Genomic DNA, 19,827 nt, shown 5'->3' on the forward strand with positions numbered 1-19,827 from the left:
ATGTTGATTCTGAAGAATGTCACCGCAGTGCAGTTACACCCGGCAAAAGTGCAGGAAGGCGTCGATATCGCCATCGAAAATGATGTGATTGTCGCGATCGGCGATGCTCTGACGCAGCGTTATCCTGACGCCAGCTACAAAGAGATGCATGGCCGGATTGTGATGCCTGGGATTGTCTGCTCGCACAACCATTTTTACTCGGGACTTTCGCGCGGAATTATGGCGAACATCGCCCCCTGCCCGGATTTCATCTCAACGCTGAAAAATCTCTGGTGGCGGCTCGATCGTGCCCTTGATGAAGAGTCGCTCTATTACAGCGGGCTGATTTGTTCACTCGAAGCAATCAAGAGCGGATGCACGTCGGTTATCGATCACCATGCTTCCCCGGCTTATATCGGCGGGTCGCTCTCGACGCTGCGCAACGCATTTTTAAAAGTTGGCCTGCGTGCGATGACCTGTTTTGAAACCACTGACCGTAACAACGGCATCACAGAGTTACAGGAAGGTGTAGAAGAAAACATCCGTTTCGCCCGTCAGATTGACGACGCGAAGAAAGCGGCTACCGAGCCATATCTGGTCGAAGCGCATATTGGTGCTCACGCGCCGTTTACTGTGCCGGATGCAGGTCTGGAAATGCTGCGCGAAGCCGTAAAAGCCACCGGGCGTGGTTTACACATTCACGCTGCTGAAGATCTTTACGACGTTTCTCACAGTCACCACTGGTACGGCAAAGATCTGCTGGCACGGCTGGCGCAATTCGATCTTATCGATAGCAAAACGCTGGTCGCCCACGGCCTGTATCTGTCGAAAGAGGATATCGCCCTGCTTAATCAGCGTGACGCGTTCCTGGTACATAACGCCCGCTCCAACATGAATAACCATGTTGGTTACAACCATCATCTTAGCGATATCCGCAATCTGGCGCTGGGAACCGACGGCATCGGTTCAGACATGTTTGAAGAGATGAAATTCGCCTTCTTTAAACATCGTGACGCTGGTGGTCCGCTGTGGCCTGACAGTTTTGCCAAAGCCCTGACTAACGGCAACGAACTAATGAGTCGCAACTTTGGTGCGAAATTCGGCCTGCTGGAAGCCGGTTATAAAGCCGATTTAACCATTTGCGATTACAACTCGCCAACGCCGTTGCTGGCGGACAATATCGCCGGTCATATCGCTTTCGGCATGGGTTCAGGCAGCGTTCACAGCGTGATGGTCAACGGTGTGATGGTCTATGAAGACCGTCAGTTTAACTTCGATTGCGATTCCATTTATGCGCAAGCCAGAAAAGCCGCCGCCGGTATGTGGCGTCGGATGGATGCGCTGGCATAAATGACAGATACCCTCTTCCTTCAGGGAAGAGGGTTAAATAAGGAAAGAAGATGATTGAACAATTTTTCAGACCCGACTCTGTCGAACAGGCGCTGGAACTGAAGCGCCGCTACCAGGATGAAGCAGTCTGGTTTGCCGGGGGCAGCAAACTCAACGCCACACCAACCCGTACCGATAAAAAGATTGCCATTTCCTTGCAGGATCTGGAGCTGGACTGGGTTGACTGGGATAACGGCGCACTGCGTATTGGCGCAATGTCTCGCTTGCAGCCACTGCGTGATGCGCGATTTATTCCTGCAGCTTTGCGTGAAGCCCTCGGCTTTGTCTACTCTCGCCATGTTCGTAATTAGTCGACCATTGGTGGCGAAATCGCCGCCCGGCAGGAAGAGTCGGTGTTGCTTCCCGTCTTGCTGGCACTGGATGCTGAACTGGTTTTTGGCAACGGTGAAACGCTGTCAATTGAGGACTACCTGTCCTGCCCATGCGATCGTCTGCTGACGGAAATCATCATTAAAGATCCGTATCGCACCTGCGCGACTCGCAAAATTAGCCGTTCCCAGGCTGGGTTAACGGTGGTGACTGCGGCCGTTGCGTTAACCGACCACGACGGTATGCGAATTGCGCTGGATGGCGTCGCCAGTAAAGCACTGCGTTTGCACGATGTCGAAAAACAAAATCTGGAAGGTAATGCACTGGAGCAGGCCGTCGCCAACGCCATTTTCCCGCAGGAAGATTTGCGGGGCAGCGTGGCCTATAAACGCTATATCACGGGAGTTCTGGTAGCCGACCTGTATGCCGACTGCCAACAGGCTGGGGAGGAAGCCGTATGATTATCCACTTTACTTTAAATGGCGCGCCCCAGGCGCTAACCGTTAATCCTGGCGAAAACGTGCAAAAGCTGTTGTTTAACATGGGAATGCACTCTGTACGTAACAGTGATGATGGTTTCGGTTTTGCCGGTTCTGACGCAATTATCTTTAACGGTAATATCGTCAACGCATCCCTGCTTATTGCCGCACAGTTAGAAAAAGCAGACATTCGTACCGCAGAATCGCTGGGCAAATGGAACGAGTTAAGTCTGGTTCAGCAGGCAATGGTTAATGTCGGCGTGGTGCAGTCCGGTTATAACGATCCGGCTGCGGCTCTGATTATTACCGATCTTCTTGATCGCATCGCCGCACCTACCCGTGAAGAGATCGACGACGCGCTTTCTGGTCTGTTCAGCCGCGATGCAGGCTGGCAACAATACTACCAGGTCGTTGAACTGGCGGTTGCGCGTAAAAATAACCCGCAGGCCACAATTGATATCGCCCCGACTTTCCGCGATGACCTTGAAGTCATTGGTAAGCACTATCCTAAAACTGATGCCGCGAAAATGGTGCAGGCGAAACCCTGCTATGTTGAAGACCGCGTAACGGCTGACGCCTGCGTCATTAAAATGTTACGTAGCCCACACGCTCACGCACTGATTACCCATCTGGATGTCAGCAAAGCCGAAGCTTTACCGGGCGTCGTTCACGTTATTACTCACCTGAATTGCCCGGACATCTATTACACCCCTGGTGGTCAGAGCGCGCCGGAACCGTCACCACTTGACCGCCGCATGTTCGGCAAGAAAATGCGTCACGTCGGCGATCGCGTTGCTGCGGTCGTTGCTGAAAGTGAAGAAATTGCGCTCGAAGCACTGAAGCTCATTGACGTTGAATATGAAGTGCTTAAACCGGTAATGTCGATTGACGAGGCAATGGCGGAAGATGCGCCTGTCGTACACGATGAACCGGTGGTGTATGTGGCTGGTGCGCCAGATACTCTGGAAGATGATAACAGCCATGCAGCCCAGCGCGGCGAGCATATGATCATTAACTTCCCTATCGGTTCTCGCCCACGCAAAAATATCGCCGCCAGTATTCATGGACATATTGGCGATATGGATAAAGGCTTTGCCGATGCCGATGTGATCATTGAGAGAACCTATAACTCAACGCAGGCACAGCAGTGCCCGACTGAAACACATATCTGCTTTACCCGGATGGACGGCGATCGTCTGGTTATCCACGCCTCCACCCAGGTACCATGGCACTTACGCCGCCAGGTCGCGCGCCTCGTGGGCATGAAACAGCATAAAGTTCATGTCATTAAAGAGCGAGTTGGCGGCGGTTTTGGTTCCAAACAGGACATCCTGCTAGAAGAAGTGTGCGCCTGGGCAACCTGCGTGACCGGGCGTCCGGTACTGTTCCGCTACACCCGTGAAGAAGAGTTTATTGCTAACACCTCTCGTCACGTCGCGAAAGTCACCGTCAAACTGGGAGCGAAAAAAGATGGTCGCCTGACGGCAGTGAAGATGGATTTCCGCGCCAACACTGGCCCTTACGGCAACCACTCACTCACCGTACCGTGTAACGGACCGGCGCTGTCGCTGCCGTTATATCCGTGCGATAACGTCGATTTCCAGGTCACCACCTACTACAGCAACATTTGCCCAAATGGTGCTTATCAGGGTTATGGCGCACCGAAAGGTAACTTCGCTATCACCATGGCATTAGCGGAACTGGCTGAACAGTTACAGATCGACCAACTGGAAATTATCGAACGTAACCGGGTACACGAAGGGCAAGAGCTGAAAATTCTCGGTGCAATCGGTGAAGGTAAAGCGCCGACCTCTGTTCCTTCCGCCGCCAGCTGCGCACTGGAAGAGATCCTGCGTCAGGGTCGCGAGATGATCCAATGGTCTTCACCGAAACCGCAAAATGGTGACTGGCGCATTGGTCGTGGCGTTGCCATTATCATGCAGAAATCGGGGATCCCGGATATCGATCAGGCTAACTGCATGATCAAACTGGAATCAGACGGCACCTTTATCGTTCACTCCGGTGGTGCAGATATCGGAACCGGCCTGGATACTGTGGTGACCAAACTGGCGGCAGAAGTGCTGCATTGCCCGCCGCAGGACGTGCATGTTATCTCCGGTGACACCGACCATGCGCTGTTTGATAAAGGCGCGTATGCCTCATCCGGTACTTGCTTCTCAGGCAACGCGGCGCGTATGGCAGCGGAAAATCTGCGGGAGAAAATCCTGTTCCACGGTGCACAAATGTTGGGTGAGCCACTGGAAGATGTTCAACTGGCAACGCCGGGCGTCGTGCGCGGTAAGAAAGGCGAAGTGAGTTTCGGGGATATTGCCCATAAAGGCGAAACCGGTACTGGCTTTGGTTCACTGGTGGGAACAGCCAGTTACATCACGCCTGATTTCGCCTTCCCGTATGGCGCAAACTTTGCCGAAGTTGCCGTTAACACGCGTACCGGTGAAATCCGCCTGGACAAATTCTACGCCCTGCTGGATTGCGGTACGCCGGTCAATCCGGAGTTAGCGTTGGGACAAATCTACGGCGCTACCCTGCGTGCTATCGGACACAGTATGAGCGAAGAAATCATTTATGACACCGAAGGTCACCCGTTAACCCGCGATTTACGCAGTTACGGCGCACCGAAAATTGGAGACATCCCACGTGATTTCCGTGCCGTACTGGTGCCGAGCGACGATAAAGTCGGCCCGTTCGGGGCGAAGTCCATCTCGGAAATTGGCGTAAATGGCGCAGCACCAGCAATAGCTACCGCAATTCACGATGCCTGCGGCATCTGGTTACGCGAATGGCATTTCACGCCGGAGAAAATACTCGCCGCGCTGGAAAAAATATAAGTAATAAATGGCCGCTTCGGCGGCCTGGATTGCTGACAAACGCGAAATGGCCTGATGCGCTGCGCTTATCAGACCTACATGTCGACTGCAATATATTGAGTTAGCATGATTTGGCAGGCGGATAAGGCGTTCACGCCGCATCCGGCATGAACAAAGCGCGATTTATCAACAATCTGTTACCGCTTCTGCGGCCTGTTTCTCTGTTTGAACGATGACTAAATAGTAACTGCGAAAATGAGATAAGCCGTTCTCAAGGCGTCCTGCGCCCCAAATTCGTGGGTATTTATTTTACTGATTCAGATGATCAAATTTACTTTAAAAGGAGTGAAGGGATGTCTGATATAAACCATGCAGGTTCCGACCTTATATTTGAACTGGAGGATCGCCCTCCCTTTCATCAGGCTATTGTTGGCGCAATTACCCATCTGTTAGCAATTTTCGTTCCGATGGTGACTCCCGCATTAATTGTGGGTGCGGCCTTACAACTTTCCGCAGAAACAACCGCCTATCTGGTTTCAATGGCGATGATCGCCTCCGGCATTGGAACATGGTTACAGGTAAACCGTTATGGCATCGTGGGTTCCGGTTTACTCTCCATTCAGTCAGTCAATTTTTCATTTGTTACCGTCATGATTGCGCTGGGCAGCAGCATGAAAAGCGACGGTTTTCACGAAGAGTTAATCATGTCGTCGCTGCTTGGCGTTTCCTTCGTCGGCGCATTTCTGGTTGTCGGTTCTTCTTTTATCCTGCCTTATCTACGTCGGGTTATCACCCCCACCGTCAGCGGCATTGTGGTGCTGATGATCGGCTTAAGCCTGATTAAAGTCGGCATTATCGATTTTGGCGGTGGATTTGCAGCCAAAAGCAGCGGTACGTTCGGCAATTACGAACATCTCGGCGTTGGTTTATTGGTTTTGATTGTGGTGATCGGCTTTAACTGCTGCCGTAGTCCGTTGCTACGCATGGGCGGGATCGCCATCGGGCTTTGCGTCGGCTATATCGCGTCGTTATGTCTTGGCATGGTGGATTTCAGCAGTATGCGCAACCTGCCGTTAATCACTATCCCACATCCGTTCAAATACGGATTTAGTTTCAGCTTCCATCAGTTCCTGGTGGTCGGCACTATTTATCTGCTTAGCGTGCTGGAGGCAGTAGGCGATATCACCGCCACGGCAATGGTTTCCCGCCGTCCTATTCAGGGTGATGAATATCAGTCCCGACTGAAAGGTGGCGTGCTGGCAGATGGTCTGGTCTCTGTTATCGCCTCCGCTGTCGGTTCATTACCGCTAACCACGTTTGCGCAAAATAATGGGGTTATTCAGATGACTGGCGTCGCTTCACGTTATGTCGGGCGAACCATCGCGGTTATGTTGGTTATCCTCGGGTTATTTCCGATGATCGGCGGCTTCTTCACCACTATCCCCTCGGCAGTTCTGGGGGGCGCAATGACGTTAATGTTTTCCATGATTGCCATTGCCGGTATCCGCATCATTATCACCAATGGCTTAAAACGCCGTGAAACACTTATCGTCGCCACCTCATTAGGTTTAGGTCTTGGTGTTTCCTACGATCCCGAAATTTTTAAAATATTGCCTGCCTCTATTTATGTATTAGTTGAAAACCCTATTTGTGCAGGCGGGTTAACTGCGATTTTATTAAATATTATTCTCCCTGGTGGCTACCGACAGGAAAACGTTCTGCCTGGTATTACCTCAGCGGAAGAGATGGATTAAAAGTAAAGGAGTCAATGATGTCAGGAGAACACACGTTAAAAGCAGTACGAGGCAGTTTTATTGATGTCACCCGTACAGTCGATAACCCGGAAGAGATCGCCTCTGCGCTGCGATTTATTGAGGATGGTTTACTGCTCATTAAACAAGGGAAAGTGGAGTGGTTTGGCAAATGGGAGGACGGAAAGCATCAAATTCCTGACACCATTCGCGTTCGCGACTATCGCGGCAAACTGATAGTTCCGGGCTTTGTCGATACACATATCCATTATCCGCAAAGTGAAATGGTCGGTGCCTATGGCGAGCAGTTGCTGGAATGGCTGAATAAACACACCTTCCCCACAGAGCGTCGTTATGAGGATTTAGAATATGCCCGCGAAATGTCGGCATTTTTCATCAAACAGTTATTGCGCAACGGCACAACCACGGCGCTAGTGTTTGGGACCGTTCATCCGCAATCCGTTGATGCGCTGTTTGAAGCCGCCAGTCATATCAATATGCGCATGATTGCCGGCAAGGTGATGATGGATCGCAATGCGCCGGATTATCTGCTCGATACCGCAGAAAGCAGCTATCACCAAAGCAAAGAACTGATCAAACGCTGGCACAAAAATGGACGTCTGTTATACGCCATTACGCCGCGCTTCGCACCGACTTCATCTCCCGAACAGATGGCAATGGCGCAACGCCTGAAAGAAGAGTTTCCCGATACGTGGATACATACCCATCTGTGTGAAAACAAAGATGAAATTGCCTGGGTGAAAGAGCTTTATCCTGAACATGATGGTTATCTGGATGTTTATCACCAGTATGGCCTGACAGGTAAAAACTGCGTCTTTGCTCACTGCGTCCATCTGGAAGAAAAAGAGTGGGATCGTCTCAGCGAGACTAAATCCAGCATCGCGTTTTGTCCAACCTCCAACCTTTATCTCGGCAGCGGCTTATTCAACCTGAAAAAAGCATGGAATAAGAAAGTCAAAGTTGGCATGGGGACTGACATTGGCGCAGGAACCACCTTCAACATGCTGCAGACACTGAACGAAGCCTACAAAGTATTGCAGCTACAGGGCTATCGTCTCTCAGCATATGAAGCATTTTATCTTGCCACGCTCGGTGGCGCAAAATCTCTGGGACTTGACGATCTGATCGGCAACTTTATACCAGGCAAAGAGGCTGATTTCGTGGTGATGGAACCTACCGCCACACCGCTGCAGCAACTGCGCTATGACAACTCTGTTTCTTTAGTCGACAAATTGTTCGTGATGATGACGTTGGGCGATGACCGTTCTATCTATCGCACCTACGTTGATGGTCGTCTGGTGTACGAACGTAACTAATAATAAACCTCGTGAGGACATCATTATGTCTGGAGACATCCTACAAACACCGGACGCACCAAAGCCACAGGGCGCGCTGGATAATTATTTTAAAATTACCGCTCGTGGCAGCAGCGTTCGCCAGGAGGTACTGGCGGGTCTGACCACATTCCTCGCTATGGTTTACTCCGTTATCGTAGTGCCGGGAATGCTGGGTAAAGCAGGTTTTCCTCCCGCAGCGGTCTTCGTTGCCACCTGTCTGGTCGCAGGCTTCGGCTCTCTGCTGATGGGGTTATGGGCTAACCTGCCAATGGCGATTGGTTGCGCCATTTCCTTGACAGCATTTACTGCATTCAGCCTGGTACTTGGGCAACAAATTAGCGTTCCGGTAGCACTAGGGGCGGTCTTTCTGATGGGGCTGATATTTACCGCTATCTCCGTAACTGGCGTGCGAACCTGGATCTTACGCAATTTACCAATGGGTATTGCGCACGGTACAGGTATCGGTATTGGTCTGTTCCTGCTACTGATTGCCGCTAACGGCGTAGGTATGGTCATCAAAAACCCGATTGAAGGCTTACCAGTTGCGCTTGGTGCGTTTACCTCTTTCCCGGTGCTGATGAGCTTGCTGGGATTAGCGGTGATTTTCGGCCTGGAGAAGTGCCGCGTACCTGGTGGGATCTTGTTGGTCATTATCGCCATCTCGATCATCGGCTTAATTTTTGATCCGGCGGTGAAATACCACGGTCTGGTGGCAATGCCGAGTCTGACTGGCGAAGATGGAAAATCTCTAATTTTCAGCCTGGATATTATGGGCGCGCTCCAGCCAACCGTACTTCCGAGTGTACTGGCATTAGTGATGACTGCTGTGTTTGACGCCACCGGCACCATCCGTGCAGTAGCCGGTCAGGCGAATCTGCTGGATAAAGACAACCAAATAATCAACGGTGGCAAAGCCCTGACCAGTGACTCGGTTAGCTCAATATTCTCCGGTTTAGTGGGTGCGGCACCTGCGGCAGTTTATATCGAATCAGCGGCAGGAACCGCCGCCGGAGGCAAAACCGGTTTGACCGCTACCGTGGTTGGTGCATTGTTCCTGTTGATTCTGTTTTTATCTCCGCTGTCGTTTCTGATCCCTGGGTATGCCACAGCCCCTGCACTGATGTACGTTGGTCTACTGATGTTAAGCAACGTTTCGAAGCTGGATTTCAACGACTTTATTGATGCAATGGCCGGACTGGTGTGTGCCGTGTTCATCGTCCTGACCTGCAATATCGTTACCGGTATTATGCTGGGCTTTGTGACGCTGGTTGTAGGTCGCGTCTTTGCTCGCGAATGGCAAAAACTGAATATTGGTACGGTTATCATTACCGTCGCCCTGGTCGCGTTTTACGCTGGTGGTTGGGCTATTTAAGAGATTCTCCGCGCCTTTCAGCGCGGAGATTTCTATCAGAGATGATTCTCGCCGCTGGCAGCAATACGCTGCTGGCGGATTTGCCTGAGTTCTCTCTCAGTCATCAACTGCAACGCCTGCGTTGGGCAAGATTCAACGCAGGCTGGCCCCTCTTCCCGCTGTTCACAGAGATCGCATTTCACGATGAGTTGGCGAGTATGTCCGGGCAAAGACTGAACAGTGATCATCCCAAACGGGCACGCACTGACACAACTCTGACAGCCAATACAGCGGGCAGAATTTGCCTGTACCACCTGTTCGCCCATCGTCAGCGCCTGCACGGGGCAAGCGCCAACACAAGGGGCGTTTTCGCACTGATGGCACATCACCGGCGCACTAATGTTGTTCAGACGCTGCACTTTTAAACGTGGGAGAAAGAAACTCGCATTCAACTCCTGTTCTAACGGATGGGCGACCACGCAAGCCACTTCGCAAGTACGGCAGCCAATACAGTCAGCTGGATTAACGATAATTAACGATTTCATCGCGATGCCTTCGTATTAAACATAGCTAACATATCGTGTGCCGCCTGTCTTCCTGCGGCCATTGCGGTGACGACCAGATCCGCACCATGAACGGCATCACCACCGGCAAAAACCTTTTTCAGATGCGTCTGGGTGGATAAATGCCCTGCATCGCCAGTTTTTATCAGCCCCCATTTATCAAGTTTAATGCCGCTGCCCTGCAACCACGGCATGGCATGTGCCTGGAAGCCAAAGGCCATAATCAGCACATCGGCGGGCAGTTCAAACTCAGATCTCGCCACCGGACGTGGACGACGGCGACCATCAGGCCCCGGCTCACCCATTGCGGTACGAATCAAGCCCACCGCCTTTAAGCGCCCGTTATCATCAAGAGCGATATATTGCGGCTGAACATTGAACAGAAACTCAACGCCTTCCTCACGCGCATTAACCACCTCTTTTCGCGAGCCGGGCATACTGACTTCATCACGCCGATAAGCACAGGTCACACTGGCGGCCTTCAGGCGAATGGATGTGCGCAGGCAATCCATTGTTGTATCGCCGCCCCCCAATACGACAACTCGCTTACCTTCTACATCCGTCAGCGGATACTCTGCAGACTCTGGCAGCCCCATCAACTGGCGAGTATGCGCGGTCAGAAACGGTAGCGCCTGAATCACACCGGGCGCATCTTCATGCGGCAGATCCGCTCGCATCATCCCGTAAGTCCCCACGCCAAGAAAAACAGCGTCATATTCTGTCGTTAAGTCGTTGAAAGAGATATCACGACCAATTTCACAGTTGAGATGAAAGTCGATCCCCATCGCGGTGAATATCTCCCGCCGCTGGCTTAACACCGCTTTATCGAGCTTGAAAGGAGGAATACCAAAGGTGAGCATACCGCCGATTTCCGGATGGCGATCAAAGACATCAACATGAACGCCGGCGCGCGCCAGAATATCGGCACACCCCAGCCCTGCTGGCCCAGCGCCAATCACAGCTACCCGTTCCATACGCGGAACGACCTGGCTGACATCGGGACGCCAGCCCATCGCCAGCGCGGTATCGGTGATGTAGCGTTCCAGATTACCGATAGAGACTGCGCCAGAGTGATCTTTCAAAGTACATGCGCCTTCACAAAGACGGTCCTGTGGACATACCCTGCCGCAGATTTCTGGTAAGGAGCTGGTCTGGTGGCAGAGTTCTGCCGCTTCAATAATCTTCCCTTCCTGTACCAGATGGATGTAATCCGGAATGGCGTTATGCAACGGACAATGCCAGTTACAGTTGGCTTTTTTGGCACAATAAACACAGCGGTCACTCTCATAAGTTGCTTGTTGCGGATCCAGTCCACAATAGATTTCGCCAAAGTGGGTTTTACGCTCACTCGCTGAAATTTTATCTGCACCTTTACGCGGGTTAACGGGGAGCAACGCTGCACGGCGAGATGGCTGAGCATCTGATGACGCCTTTCCTTCTACCGTTTTGCGCTGGCGGGTCATCTTTATCTGCTGTAACCCTTTATCGTCCATCAGCCTTAACGCCTGTGTTGGGCAGACCTCAATACAGGCTTGCGCGCCGGAACTGCGCTGGTTACAAAGGTCACATTTCTGCGCAATAGAACCGACCATCTCGATTACGCCAAAGGGGCAAGCGATTGCGCATCTTTTACAACCAATACACTTTTGCTCGTCCAGTTGTACGCTATCAGGCTGGAAAGTCAGAGCATTTACCGGGCAAACCGTAACGCAGGGGGCATTGTTGCAATGATGACAGGCCACCGGATTCGCGTGCAGGCCTTTCCCAACAATGTGAATACGGGGTCTAAAGTCACTGTAGCTCTGCGGCCAGTTTTCTTGATTGTGTGCCGCCGCACAGGCAATTTCACAGGCATGACAGCCTATACATTCCGCAGCTTCAGCAGCGATAAACTTATTCATTTGCATCCCTTTCATTTGATGAGTTATGTCTTCTCAAATGTCGCGATGCAATAAACGGGCATATATTATAAAACGTGTCCGCTTTAATGATATTTTGCGACTGAGGTCAAATTATTACCCCTCAATCTGTGCCGCTTTCATTAATTAAGCGCCGTCGCTGAAAACAGAGTAATCCAACTCAAAAGCATTAAATGCGAGAGTGCGACATGCCAGAATGATTAAAGACATATCAATATGAGAAAATTAAAGATAATTCCATTGTCTTATTCTTTTCTCATTTTCTCGGTTTAACCAGGATTATGTGATTGCCTCCGCATTTCCATTCTATAACTTCCCTTCCTCGTTAAAACTGGCATCCCACGAGCATGTCATTAAACAGTTTTATTAACGTAAACGGTTGCATTTCACTCTGGCGAGCGAAAGGAGAATGACTGATGAGCGCCATAGATTCCCAACTTCCCTCATCTTCAGGGCAAGACCGCCCCACCGATGAGGTTGACCGCATATTATCACCAGGAAAGTTGATCATACTCGGTCTGCAACACGTACTTGTGATGTATGCAGGCGCAGTCGCTGTACCACTGATGATTGGTGACAGACTCGGCCTTACCAAAGAGGCGATAGCGATGCTTATTAGCTCCGACCTCTTTTGCTGCGGTATCGTCACACTTTTGCAATGCATTGGCATCGGTCGTTTTATGGGGATTCGCCTGCCCGTTATTATGTCAGTGACCTTTGCAGCTGTAACGCCAATGATAGCTATCGGGATGAACCCGGATATCGGGCTGCTGGGGATTTTTGGCGCAACCATCGCAGCCGGATTTATCACCACATTATTAGCGCCGCTTATTGGTCGCTTAATGCCTTTGTTCCCACCGCTGGTTACCGGTGTGGTTATTACCTCTATCGGGCTGAGTATTATTCAGGTGGGCATTGATTGGGCTGCGGGAGGTAAAGGAAATCCGCAATATGGTAATCCCGTTTATTTAGGAATCTCCTTCGCAGTCTTAATTTTCATCTTGCTTATTACTCGCTATGCAAAAGGATTTATGTCCAATGTTGCCGTATTACTGGGGATTGTATTTGGCTTTTTACTTTCATGGATGATGAATGAAGTCAATTTATCCGGGCTGCATGATGCTTCGTGGTTTGCGATTGTTACGCCGATGTCGTTTGGTATGCCGATTTTCGACCCCGTTTCTATTTTGACCATGACCGCAGTTCTCATCATCGTATTTATTGAGTCGATGGGGATGTTCCTGGCACTGGGTGAAATAGTCGGTCGTAAGCTCTCTTCGCACGACATTATTCGCGGGCTGCGCGTGGATGGCGTAGGAACCATGATCGGCGGAACGTTTAACAGTTTTCCGCATACATCTTTTTCACAAAACGTCGGTCTGGTCAGCGTGACGCGCGTTCATAGCCGCTGGGTGTGTATTTCTTCGGGGATTATTTTAATTCTGTTCGGCATGGTGCCGAAAATGGCGGTGCTGGTGGCTTCCATTCCGCAATTTGTGCTGGGCGGCGCGGGGCTGGTGATGTTCGGCATGGTGCTGGCAACAGGGATTCGGATTCTGTCGCGCTGTAACTACACCACCAACCGTTACAACCTCTATATTGTGGCAATCAGTCTCGGCGTTGGCATGACTCCGACGCTTTCTCACGATTTTTTTTCTAAATTACCGGCCGTACTGCAACCGTTGCTGCATAGCGGCATTATGCTCGCAACCCTTAGCGCCGTTGTGCTGAACGTCTTCTTTAATGGCTATCAGCATCATGCTGACCTGGTGAAGGAATCCGTCTCTGATAAAGATCTAAAAGTTAGGACAGTACGTATGTGGCTTCTGATGCGCAAGCTGAAGAAAAATGAGCATGGAGAATAATATGAATCTTTTAATGCGCGCTATATTCAGTCTGTTATTACTCTTAATGCTCTCCATTCCTGTCATTTCTGACTGCGTTGCAATGGCTATTGAAAGCCGCTTCAAATATATGATGTTGCTTTTTTAAATGGTCTTTCTCTGTCGGCATCCGCTCAAAACGGGCGGTTGTCGATAAACGCTCACTTGGTTAATCATTTAACACTTCTGTTATCTATAATGACGAGTGATTAGAATTACATGTGAGAAATTATGCAAACGGAACACGTCATTTTACTGAATGCACAGGGAGTCCCTTCGGGTACACTGGAAAAATATGCTGCACACACGGCAAATACCCCCTTACATCTCGCGTTCTCCAGTTGGCTGTTTAATGCCAAAGGGCAATTATTAGTTACCCGCCGCGCACTGAGCAAAAAAGCATGGCCGGGTGTGTGGACAAACTCGGTTTGTGGGCATCCACAACTGGGAGAAAGCAACGAAGACGCAGTGATCCGCCGTTGCCGCTTTGAACTGGGTGTGGAAATAACATCACCAGAACTGGTCTATCCTGACTTTCACTATCGCGCCACCGATCCGAGTGGCATTGTCGAAAATGAAGTGTGCCCGGTATTTGCCGCTCGCGTAATCAGCGAGTTACAGCCCAACAATGATGAAGTGATGGATTATCAATGGTGTGATTTAGCAGATGTATTACACGGTATTGATGCTACGCCGTGGGCGTTCAGCCCGTGGATGGTGATGCAGGCAGCCAATAGCGAAGCCAGAAAACAATTGTCTGCATTTACGCAGCTAAAATAAAAAACCCCGACGGTTGCCGGGGTTATGTGCTTACGCGTAATACTTATTTTACCGGACGCATCGCCGGGAACAGAATAACGTCGCGGATAGTATGGCTGTTGGTGAAAAGCATAACCATACGGTCGATACCAATTCCCAGACCTGCTGTCGGCGGCAGACCATGTTCCAGCGCAGTAACGTAATCTTCATCGTAGAACATTGCTTCATCGTCGCCTGCGTCTTTCGCCGCAACCTGATCCAGGAAACGCTGCGCCTGATCTTCTGCATCGTTCAGTTCGCTAAAGCCGTTACCAATCTCACGACCGCCAATAAAGAATTCAAAGCGATCGGTGATTTCCGGGTTGACGTCGTTACGACGCGCCAGCGGAGAAACTTCAGCCGGGTATTCAGTAATGAAGGTCGGCTGAATCAGATTCGCTTCTGCCACTTCGTCAAAGATCTCGGTCACAATACGACCCAGCCCCCAGCTCTTCTCAACGTGAATGCCGAGAGATTCAGCAATCGCTTTCGCAGAGTCGAAGTTATCCAGATCTGCCATGTCGGTTTCCGGGCGATATTTCTTAATCGCTTCACGCATGGTCAGTTTTTCGAACGGCTTACCGAAGTCCAGTACCACATCACCGTAGGTTACTTCGGTCTTACCGAGAATATCCTGCGCCAGAGTGCGGAACAGCGATTCGGTCAGTTCGATCAGATCTTTGTAATCCGCGTAAGCCATATAGAGTTCCATCATGGTGAACTCTGGGTTATGGCGTACGGAGATACCTTCGTTACGGAAGTTACGGTTGATTTCGAACACTCGTTCAAAGCCGCCAACCACCAGACGCTTAAGATACAGTTCCGGCGCAATACGCAGGTACATGTCGAGATCCAGCGCGTTATGATGGGTGATAAACGGACGCGCAGCCGCACCGCCAGGGATCACCTGCATCATCGGGGTTTCAACTTCCATAAAGCCGCGATTCACCATGAACTGGCGAATGCCAGAGAGGATCTGTGAGCGCACTTTAAAGGTGTTGCGGGAATCATCGTTAGAGATGAGATCCAGATAACGCTGACGATAACGCGCTTCCTGATCTTGCAAGCCGTGGAATTTGTCTGGCAGCGGGCGCAGTGCTTTGGTCAGCAGACGCAGCTCGGTGCAGTGGATCGACAGTTCGCCGGTTTTGGTTTTAAACAGCTTACCTTTTGCGCCGATAATATCGCCAAGATCCCATTTCTTAAATTGATCGTTATAAACGCCTTCCGGCAAATCATCACGAGCTACATACAGCTGAATGCGACCACCGACATCCTGCAGGGTAACGAAAGAAGCTTTACCCATGATTCGGCGAGTCATCATGCGACCAGCTACAGCGACTTCGATGTTCAACTCTTCCAGCTCTTCGTTCTCTTTACCGTCGAAGTCTGTATGCAGTTGGTCAGAAGTATGGTCGCGACGGAAATCATTCGGAAAGGCAATCCCCTGCTCGCGCAGGTTCGCCAGCTTTTCGCGACGTGTTTTCAGTTCATTGTTAAGATCGGTTACCGCGTCAGTGCCTTGTACGTGTTGTTCAGACATGTTGGTTCCTTATAACCCAGCTTTCAAACTTGCTTCGATAAATTGATCCAGGCTGCCATCCAGCACTGCCTGCGTGTTGCGGGTTTCAACCCCGGTACGCAGATCTTTAATGCGGGAGTCATCAAGGACATAAGAACGAATCTGGCTGCCCCAGCCGATGTCAGATTTATTGTCTTCCATCGCCTGTTTCTCAGCATTCTTCTTCTGCATCTCCAGCTCATAAAGCTTCGCTTTCATCTGCTTCATGGCCTGGTCTTTGTTCTTGTGCTGGGAACGGTCGTTCTGGCACTGGGTCACAATCCCGGTCGGGATGTGAGTAATACGCACCGCAGATTCGGTACGGTTAACGTGCTGACCGCCTGCACCGGACGCGCGATATACATCAATGCGCAGATCCGCTGGGTTGATTTCGATATCAATATCGTCATCCACTTCTGGGTAAACAAACGCGGAACTAAACGACGTGTGACGACGACCGCCGGAGTCAAACGGGCTCTTACGCACCAGACGGTGAACGCCGGTTTCTGTGCGCAGCCAACCATAAGCGTAATCGCCGGAGATCTTGATAGTCACGGATTTGATACCCGCCACTTCACCTTCTGACTCTTCGATAATTTCAGTTTTGAAACCGCGCGATTCTGCCCAGCGCAGATACATACGCTCAAGCATACTTGCCCAGTCCTGTGCTTCCGTACCGCCGGAACCTGCCTGGATATCAAGGTAGCAGTCGGCGCTGTCATATTCGCCGGAGAACATGCGGCGGAACTCAAGCTGCGCCAGCTTTTCTTCCAGGGCGTCGAGTTCAGCAACGGCTTCGTTAAAGGTTTCTTCGTCGTCAGCTTCTACAGCCAGTTCCAGCAGACCGGAAACATCTTCCAGCCCTTGTTTCATTTGGTCGAGGGTATCGACAACAGCCTCGAGAGAGGAACGCTCTTTACCCAGCGCCTGCGCACGTTCGGGTTCGTTCCAGACATCCGGCTGTTCCAGCTCGGCGTTTACTTCTTCCAGACGCTCTTTCTTGGCGCCGTAGTCAAAGATACCCCCTAAGAACGTCGGAGCGTTCCGTGAGGTCCTGAATGCGATTATTTACCGGATTAATTTCAAACATGGTCTGATTTCTTTTATTGAGCTAGTCAAAATGCGGTGATAAGAGCGGGATTGTACCCAATCCACACTCTTTTTTATAGAGAAGACGACGCTAAAGTGGCCAGATATTATCGATGATAATCTGTAGACTGCGGTTGCCACGAAACTCGTTGATATCCAGCTTGTAGGCCAGTTGAACTTCACGCACGCCGTTATCCGGCCAGAGGGCGGTATCGACATTAAAAGCAATACCATCCAGCAGCGGGCCGCCGCCGACCGGTTCAACCATGACCTTCAGATGGCGCTCCCCCACCAGCCGCTGTTGCAGCAGGCGGAAATGACCGTCAAACAGCGGTTCCGGGAACATCTGCCCCCACGGACCGGCATCACGCAGCAGTTGCGCAACTTCCATGGTCATCTCCGCTGCACTTAACGGGCCGTCGGAAACCACTTCACCCTGTAATAATGCCGGGTCCAGCCACTCGGTAACCAGTTCGCCAAAGCGGTGCTGAAAGAGTTCGAATTTGTCCTCTTCCAGCGACAATCCTGCCGCCATCGCATGACCGCCAAACTTGAGTATCATGCCAGGGTAGAGCGTGTCTAACCGCTCCAGCGCGTCGCGCATATGCAGTCCCTGAATGGAGCGCCCAGAACCTTTCAATGTACCGTCGCCCGCAGGCGCAAAGGCGATAACCGGACGATGAAAACGCTCTTTGATGCGCGAAGCCAGAATACCAACGACGCCCTGATGCCATTCAGGGTGATACATTGCCAGCCCGCCAGGCAGCGTATCGCGGCTACGCTCCAGTTGCTCGCACAAGGTCAGTGCTTCGACCTGCATTCCCTGTTCAATCTCTTTTCGCGTCTGGTTTAGTGCATCAAGCTCATTAGCCAGAACGCGCGCTTCGCCGATGTTGTCGCAAAGTAACAGTGCCACGCCAACGGACATATCATCCAGTCGTCCGGCGGCATTGAGACGCGGCCCCAGCGCAAAACCTAAATCGCTGGCAGCGAGTTTTTGTGCATCGCGGTTTGCCACTTCCAGCAGAGCTTTAATCCCCGGACGGCACTTCCCGGCACGGATGCGACTCATCCCCTGCCAGGTCAGAATGCGATTATTGGCGTCCAGCGGCACTACATCCGCCACCGTACCCAGCGCCACCAGATCCAGCAATTCCGCCAGATTCGGTATTGCGATACCACGCTCATCGAACCAACCCCGATCGCGCAAAAAGGTGCGTAACGCCAGCATCAGATAAAACGCTACGCCAACGCCTGCCAGCGATTTCGACGGAAACTCGCAGTCACGGAGATTGGGATTAATAATGGCTTCCGCCGCAGGTAAAGTTTCGCCAGGCAAATGATGATCGGTAACAATAACCGGAATGCCCAACGATCGAGCATGTTCAACACCTGCGTGGGAAGAAATGCCGTTATCAACCGTTACAATCAGCTGCGCGCCACGCGCATGAGCCTGATCGACCACTTCCGGACTTAAGCCGTAACCGTCTTCGAAACGGTTCGGTACAAGGTAGTCGATGTTGTCACAGCCGAGAGAACGCATCGCCAGCACGCTCAGAGCTGTGCTGGTGGCACCGTCGGCGTCGAAATCACCGACCACAATAATCCGTGTTCCTTCGCGAAAAGCGTTGTAAAGGATCTCAACGGCCTTTTCGACACCGCTCAGTTGCTGCCAGGGCAGCATACCTTTAACGCTACGCTCCAGTTCCTGCGCGCTGCGCACGCCCCGGCTGGCGTATAAACGCCGCAGCAAGGGGGGCAGGTCAGCGGGCAGGTCTGCCGTTTCGTCGACTTCACGACGACGAAGTTGTATCTGTTGTTTCACGCGAATTATTTACCGCTGGTCATTTTTTGATGTTCGTCGAGGAATTCTTTCATCTCTTTCGGCGGCTGATAACCCGGAACCAGTGTGCCATTACTCAGCACAACTGCCGGAGTTCCGCTAACGCCAAGCTGTACGCCAAGTGCGTAATGGTCGGCAATATCGATATCGCAACTTGCCGGGGTAACGGCTTTGCCTGCCATTACGTCATCGAAGGCTTTATTTTTATCTTTTGCACACCAGATGGCTTTCATTTGTTGCTCCGCCTGGCTTTCCAGTCCCTGACGCGGGAACGCGAGATAACGCACGGTGATCCCCAGCGCATTATAGTCAGCCATCTGCTCATGCATTTTGTGGCAGTAGCCGCAGGTAATGTCGGTAAACACGGTGATGACGTGCTTTTCTTGCGGCGCTTTGTAGATAATCATCTCTTTTTCCAGCGCATTCAGTTGCTTTAACAGCATCTGGTTGGTGACGTTGATCGGTGCCGCGCCGCTAACGTCATACATTGGCCCCTGAATGATATGTTTACCGTCATCGGTGATATACAGCACGCCGCTGTTAGTCAGCACGGTTTTCATACCAGCAACGGGCGCGGGCTGAATATCGCTGCTTTTGATGCCCATTTTGGCTAACGTTTGTTGTATTGCCGCATCATCCGCCTGAACAAAGCCAGAAAACGCCGTCAACAAAGTAAACAACATAAAACCTTTCTTCATAAATCATC

The 19,827-nt window shown here is 51.3% G+C and carries 15 protein-coding genes and 1 pseudogene; 9 read left to right on the top strand and 7 right to left on the bottom strand.

The features are described 5' to 3' along the window. From ssnA to ghxQ, 6 genes and pseudogenes are all read left to right on the top strand, one after another. A complete protein-coding gene (gene ssnA, locus A7589_RS16545) occupies positions 1–1,329 on the top strand; it encodes a putative aminohydrolase SsnA (RefSeq protein ID WP_000906293.1) in 1,329 nt (442 codons plus the stop codon). Positions 1,330–1,379: 50 nt separating this feature from the next. Further along, a pseudogene (gene ygfM / locus A7589_RS16550) lies at positions 1,380–2,159 on the top strand (molybdopterin-dependent oxidoreductase FAD-binding subunit). Next, positions 2,156–5,026, top strand: coding sequence for a molybdopterin-dependent oxidoreductase Mo/Fe-S-binding subunit (locus tag A7589_RS16555; RefSeq protein ID WP_000583586.1), 2,871 nt, complete (start codon positions 2,156–2,158; stop codon positions 5,024–5,026). Before ygfM ends, A7589_RS16555 begins: the two are co-directional and overlap by 4 nt. Positions 5,027–5,358: 332 nt before the next feature. Next, positions 5,359–6,759 carry a xanthine/proton symporter XanQ gene (gene xanQ / locus A7589_RS16560; protein WP_001280174.1) on the top strand — a complete coding sequence of 467 codons (1,401 nt, stop codon included), beginning with the start codon at positions 5,359–5,361 and terminating at the stop codon, positions 6,757–6,759. 17 nt (positions 6,760–6,776) lie between these two features. After that, a complete protein-coding gene (gene guaD, locus A7589_RS16565; protein ID WP_010349348.1) occupies positions 6,777–8,093 on the top strand; it encodes a guanine deaminase in 1,317 nt (438 codons plus the stop codon). Between the two features lie 25 nt (positions 8,094–8,118). After that, positions 8,119–9,486, top strand: a complete 1,368-nt coding sequence (ghxQ, locus tag A7589_RS16570) for a guanine/hypoxanthine transporter GhxQ (RefSeq protein WP_000012142.1) — start codon at positions 8,119–8,121, stop codon at positions 9,484–9,486. A gap of 35 nt (positions 9,487–9,521) precedes the next feature. Here ghxQ and A7589_RS16575 read toward each other — a convergent pair whose 3' ends face one another. Beyond that, a complete protein-coding gene (locus A7589_RS16575; protein ID WP_000838403.1) occupies positions 9,522–10,010 on the bottom strand; it encodes a 4Fe-4S dicluster domain-containing protein in 489 nt (162 codons plus the stop codon). After that, positions 10,007–11,929, bottom strand: a complete 1,923-nt coding sequence (gene ygfT, locus A7589_RS16580) for a formate-dependent uric acid utilization protein YgfT (protein WP_010354231.1) — start codon at positions 11,927–11,929, stop codon at positions 10,007–10,009. The genes A7589_RS16575 and ygfT overlap by 4 nt, the downstream gene beginning before the upstream one ends. Positions 11,930–12,363: 434 nt before the next feature. Here ygfT and uacT point away from each other — a divergent pair, with 434 nt between their 5' ends. Beyond that, on the top strand, positions 12,364–13,812 hold the full coding sequence (gene uacT, locus A7589_RS16590) for a urate/proton symporter UacT (protein WP_010347966.1): 1,449 nt from the start codon (positions 12,364–12,366) through the stop codon (positions 13,810–13,812). 1 nt (position 13,813) lies between these two features. After that, a complete protein-coding gene (gene yqfG / locus A7589_RS16595) occupies positions 13,814–13,939 on the top strand; it encodes a protein YqfG (RefSeq protein WP_032337118.1) in 126 nt (41 codons plus the stop codon). Here yqfG and A7589_RS22860 read toward each other — a convergent pair. After that, the gene (locus A7589_RS22860; RefSeq protein ID WP_123056740.1) at positions 13,936–14,007 is read right to left on the bottom strand and encodes a hypothetical protein; all 72 of its coding nucleotides are present in this window, start codon (positions 14,005–14,007) and stop codon (positions 13,936–13,938) included. The two genes, yqfG and A7589_RS22860, sit on opposite strands and share 4 nt — an antisense overlap. 54 nt (positions 14,008–14,061) lie before the next feature. Between A7589_RS22860 and idi the strand changes: the two genes are divergently transcribed. Beyond that, a complete protein-coding gene (gene idi / locus A7589_RS16600) occupies positions 14,062–14,610 on the top strand; it encodes an isopentenyl-diphosphate Delta-isomerase (RefSeq protein ID WP_001192778.1) in 549 nt (182 codons plus the stop codon). A 43-nt stretch (positions 14,611–14,653) separates the two neighbouring features. On the opposite strand, the gene lysS is transcribed toward idi, so the two are convergent. The 4 genes from lysS to dsbC all read right to left on the bottom strand — a co-directional run bounded on the left by lysS (position 14,654) and on the right by dsbC (position 19,819). Further along, a complete protein-coding gene (lysS, locus tag A7589_RS16605; RefSeq protein ID WP_000003093.1) occupies positions 14,654–16,171 on the bottom strand; it encodes a lysine--tRNA ligase in 1,518 nt (505 codons plus the stop codon). Positions 16,172–16,180: 9 nt separating this feature from the next. Continuing rightward, a protein-coding gene (gene prfB, locus A7589_RS16610; protein WP_097680215.1) for a peptide chain release factor 2 occupies positions 16,181–17,279 on the bottom strand; the annotation gives its coding sequence in 2 pieces (ribosomal slippage) (positions 16,181–17,203 and positions 17,205–17,279; 1,098 coding nt in all). Between the two features lie 90 nt (positions 17,280–17,369). Then, positions 17,370–19,103 (bottom strand): single-stranded-DNA-specific exonuclease RecJ, encoded by a 1,734-nt coding sequence (gene recJ, locus A7589_RS16615; RefSeq protein ID WP_000813171.1) that lies wholly within the window; start codon positions 19,101–19,103, stop codon positions 17,370–17,372. Between the two features lie 5 nt (positions 19,104–19,108). Next, entirely contained in the window at positions 19,109–19,819 is a 711-nt protein-coding gene (gene dsbC / locus A7589_RS16620; protein WP_000715234.1) for a bifunctional protein-disulfide isomerase/oxidoreductase DsbC, read from the bottom strand. Positions 19,820–19,827 lie beyond the last annotated feature (8 nt).

It is taken from the genome of Escherichia sp. MOD1-EC6475 (assembly GCF_003046645.1).
Classification (GTDB): domain Bacteria; phylum Pseudomonadota; class Gammaproteobacteria; order Enterobacterales; family Enterobacteriaceae; genus Escherichia; species Escherichia ruysiae.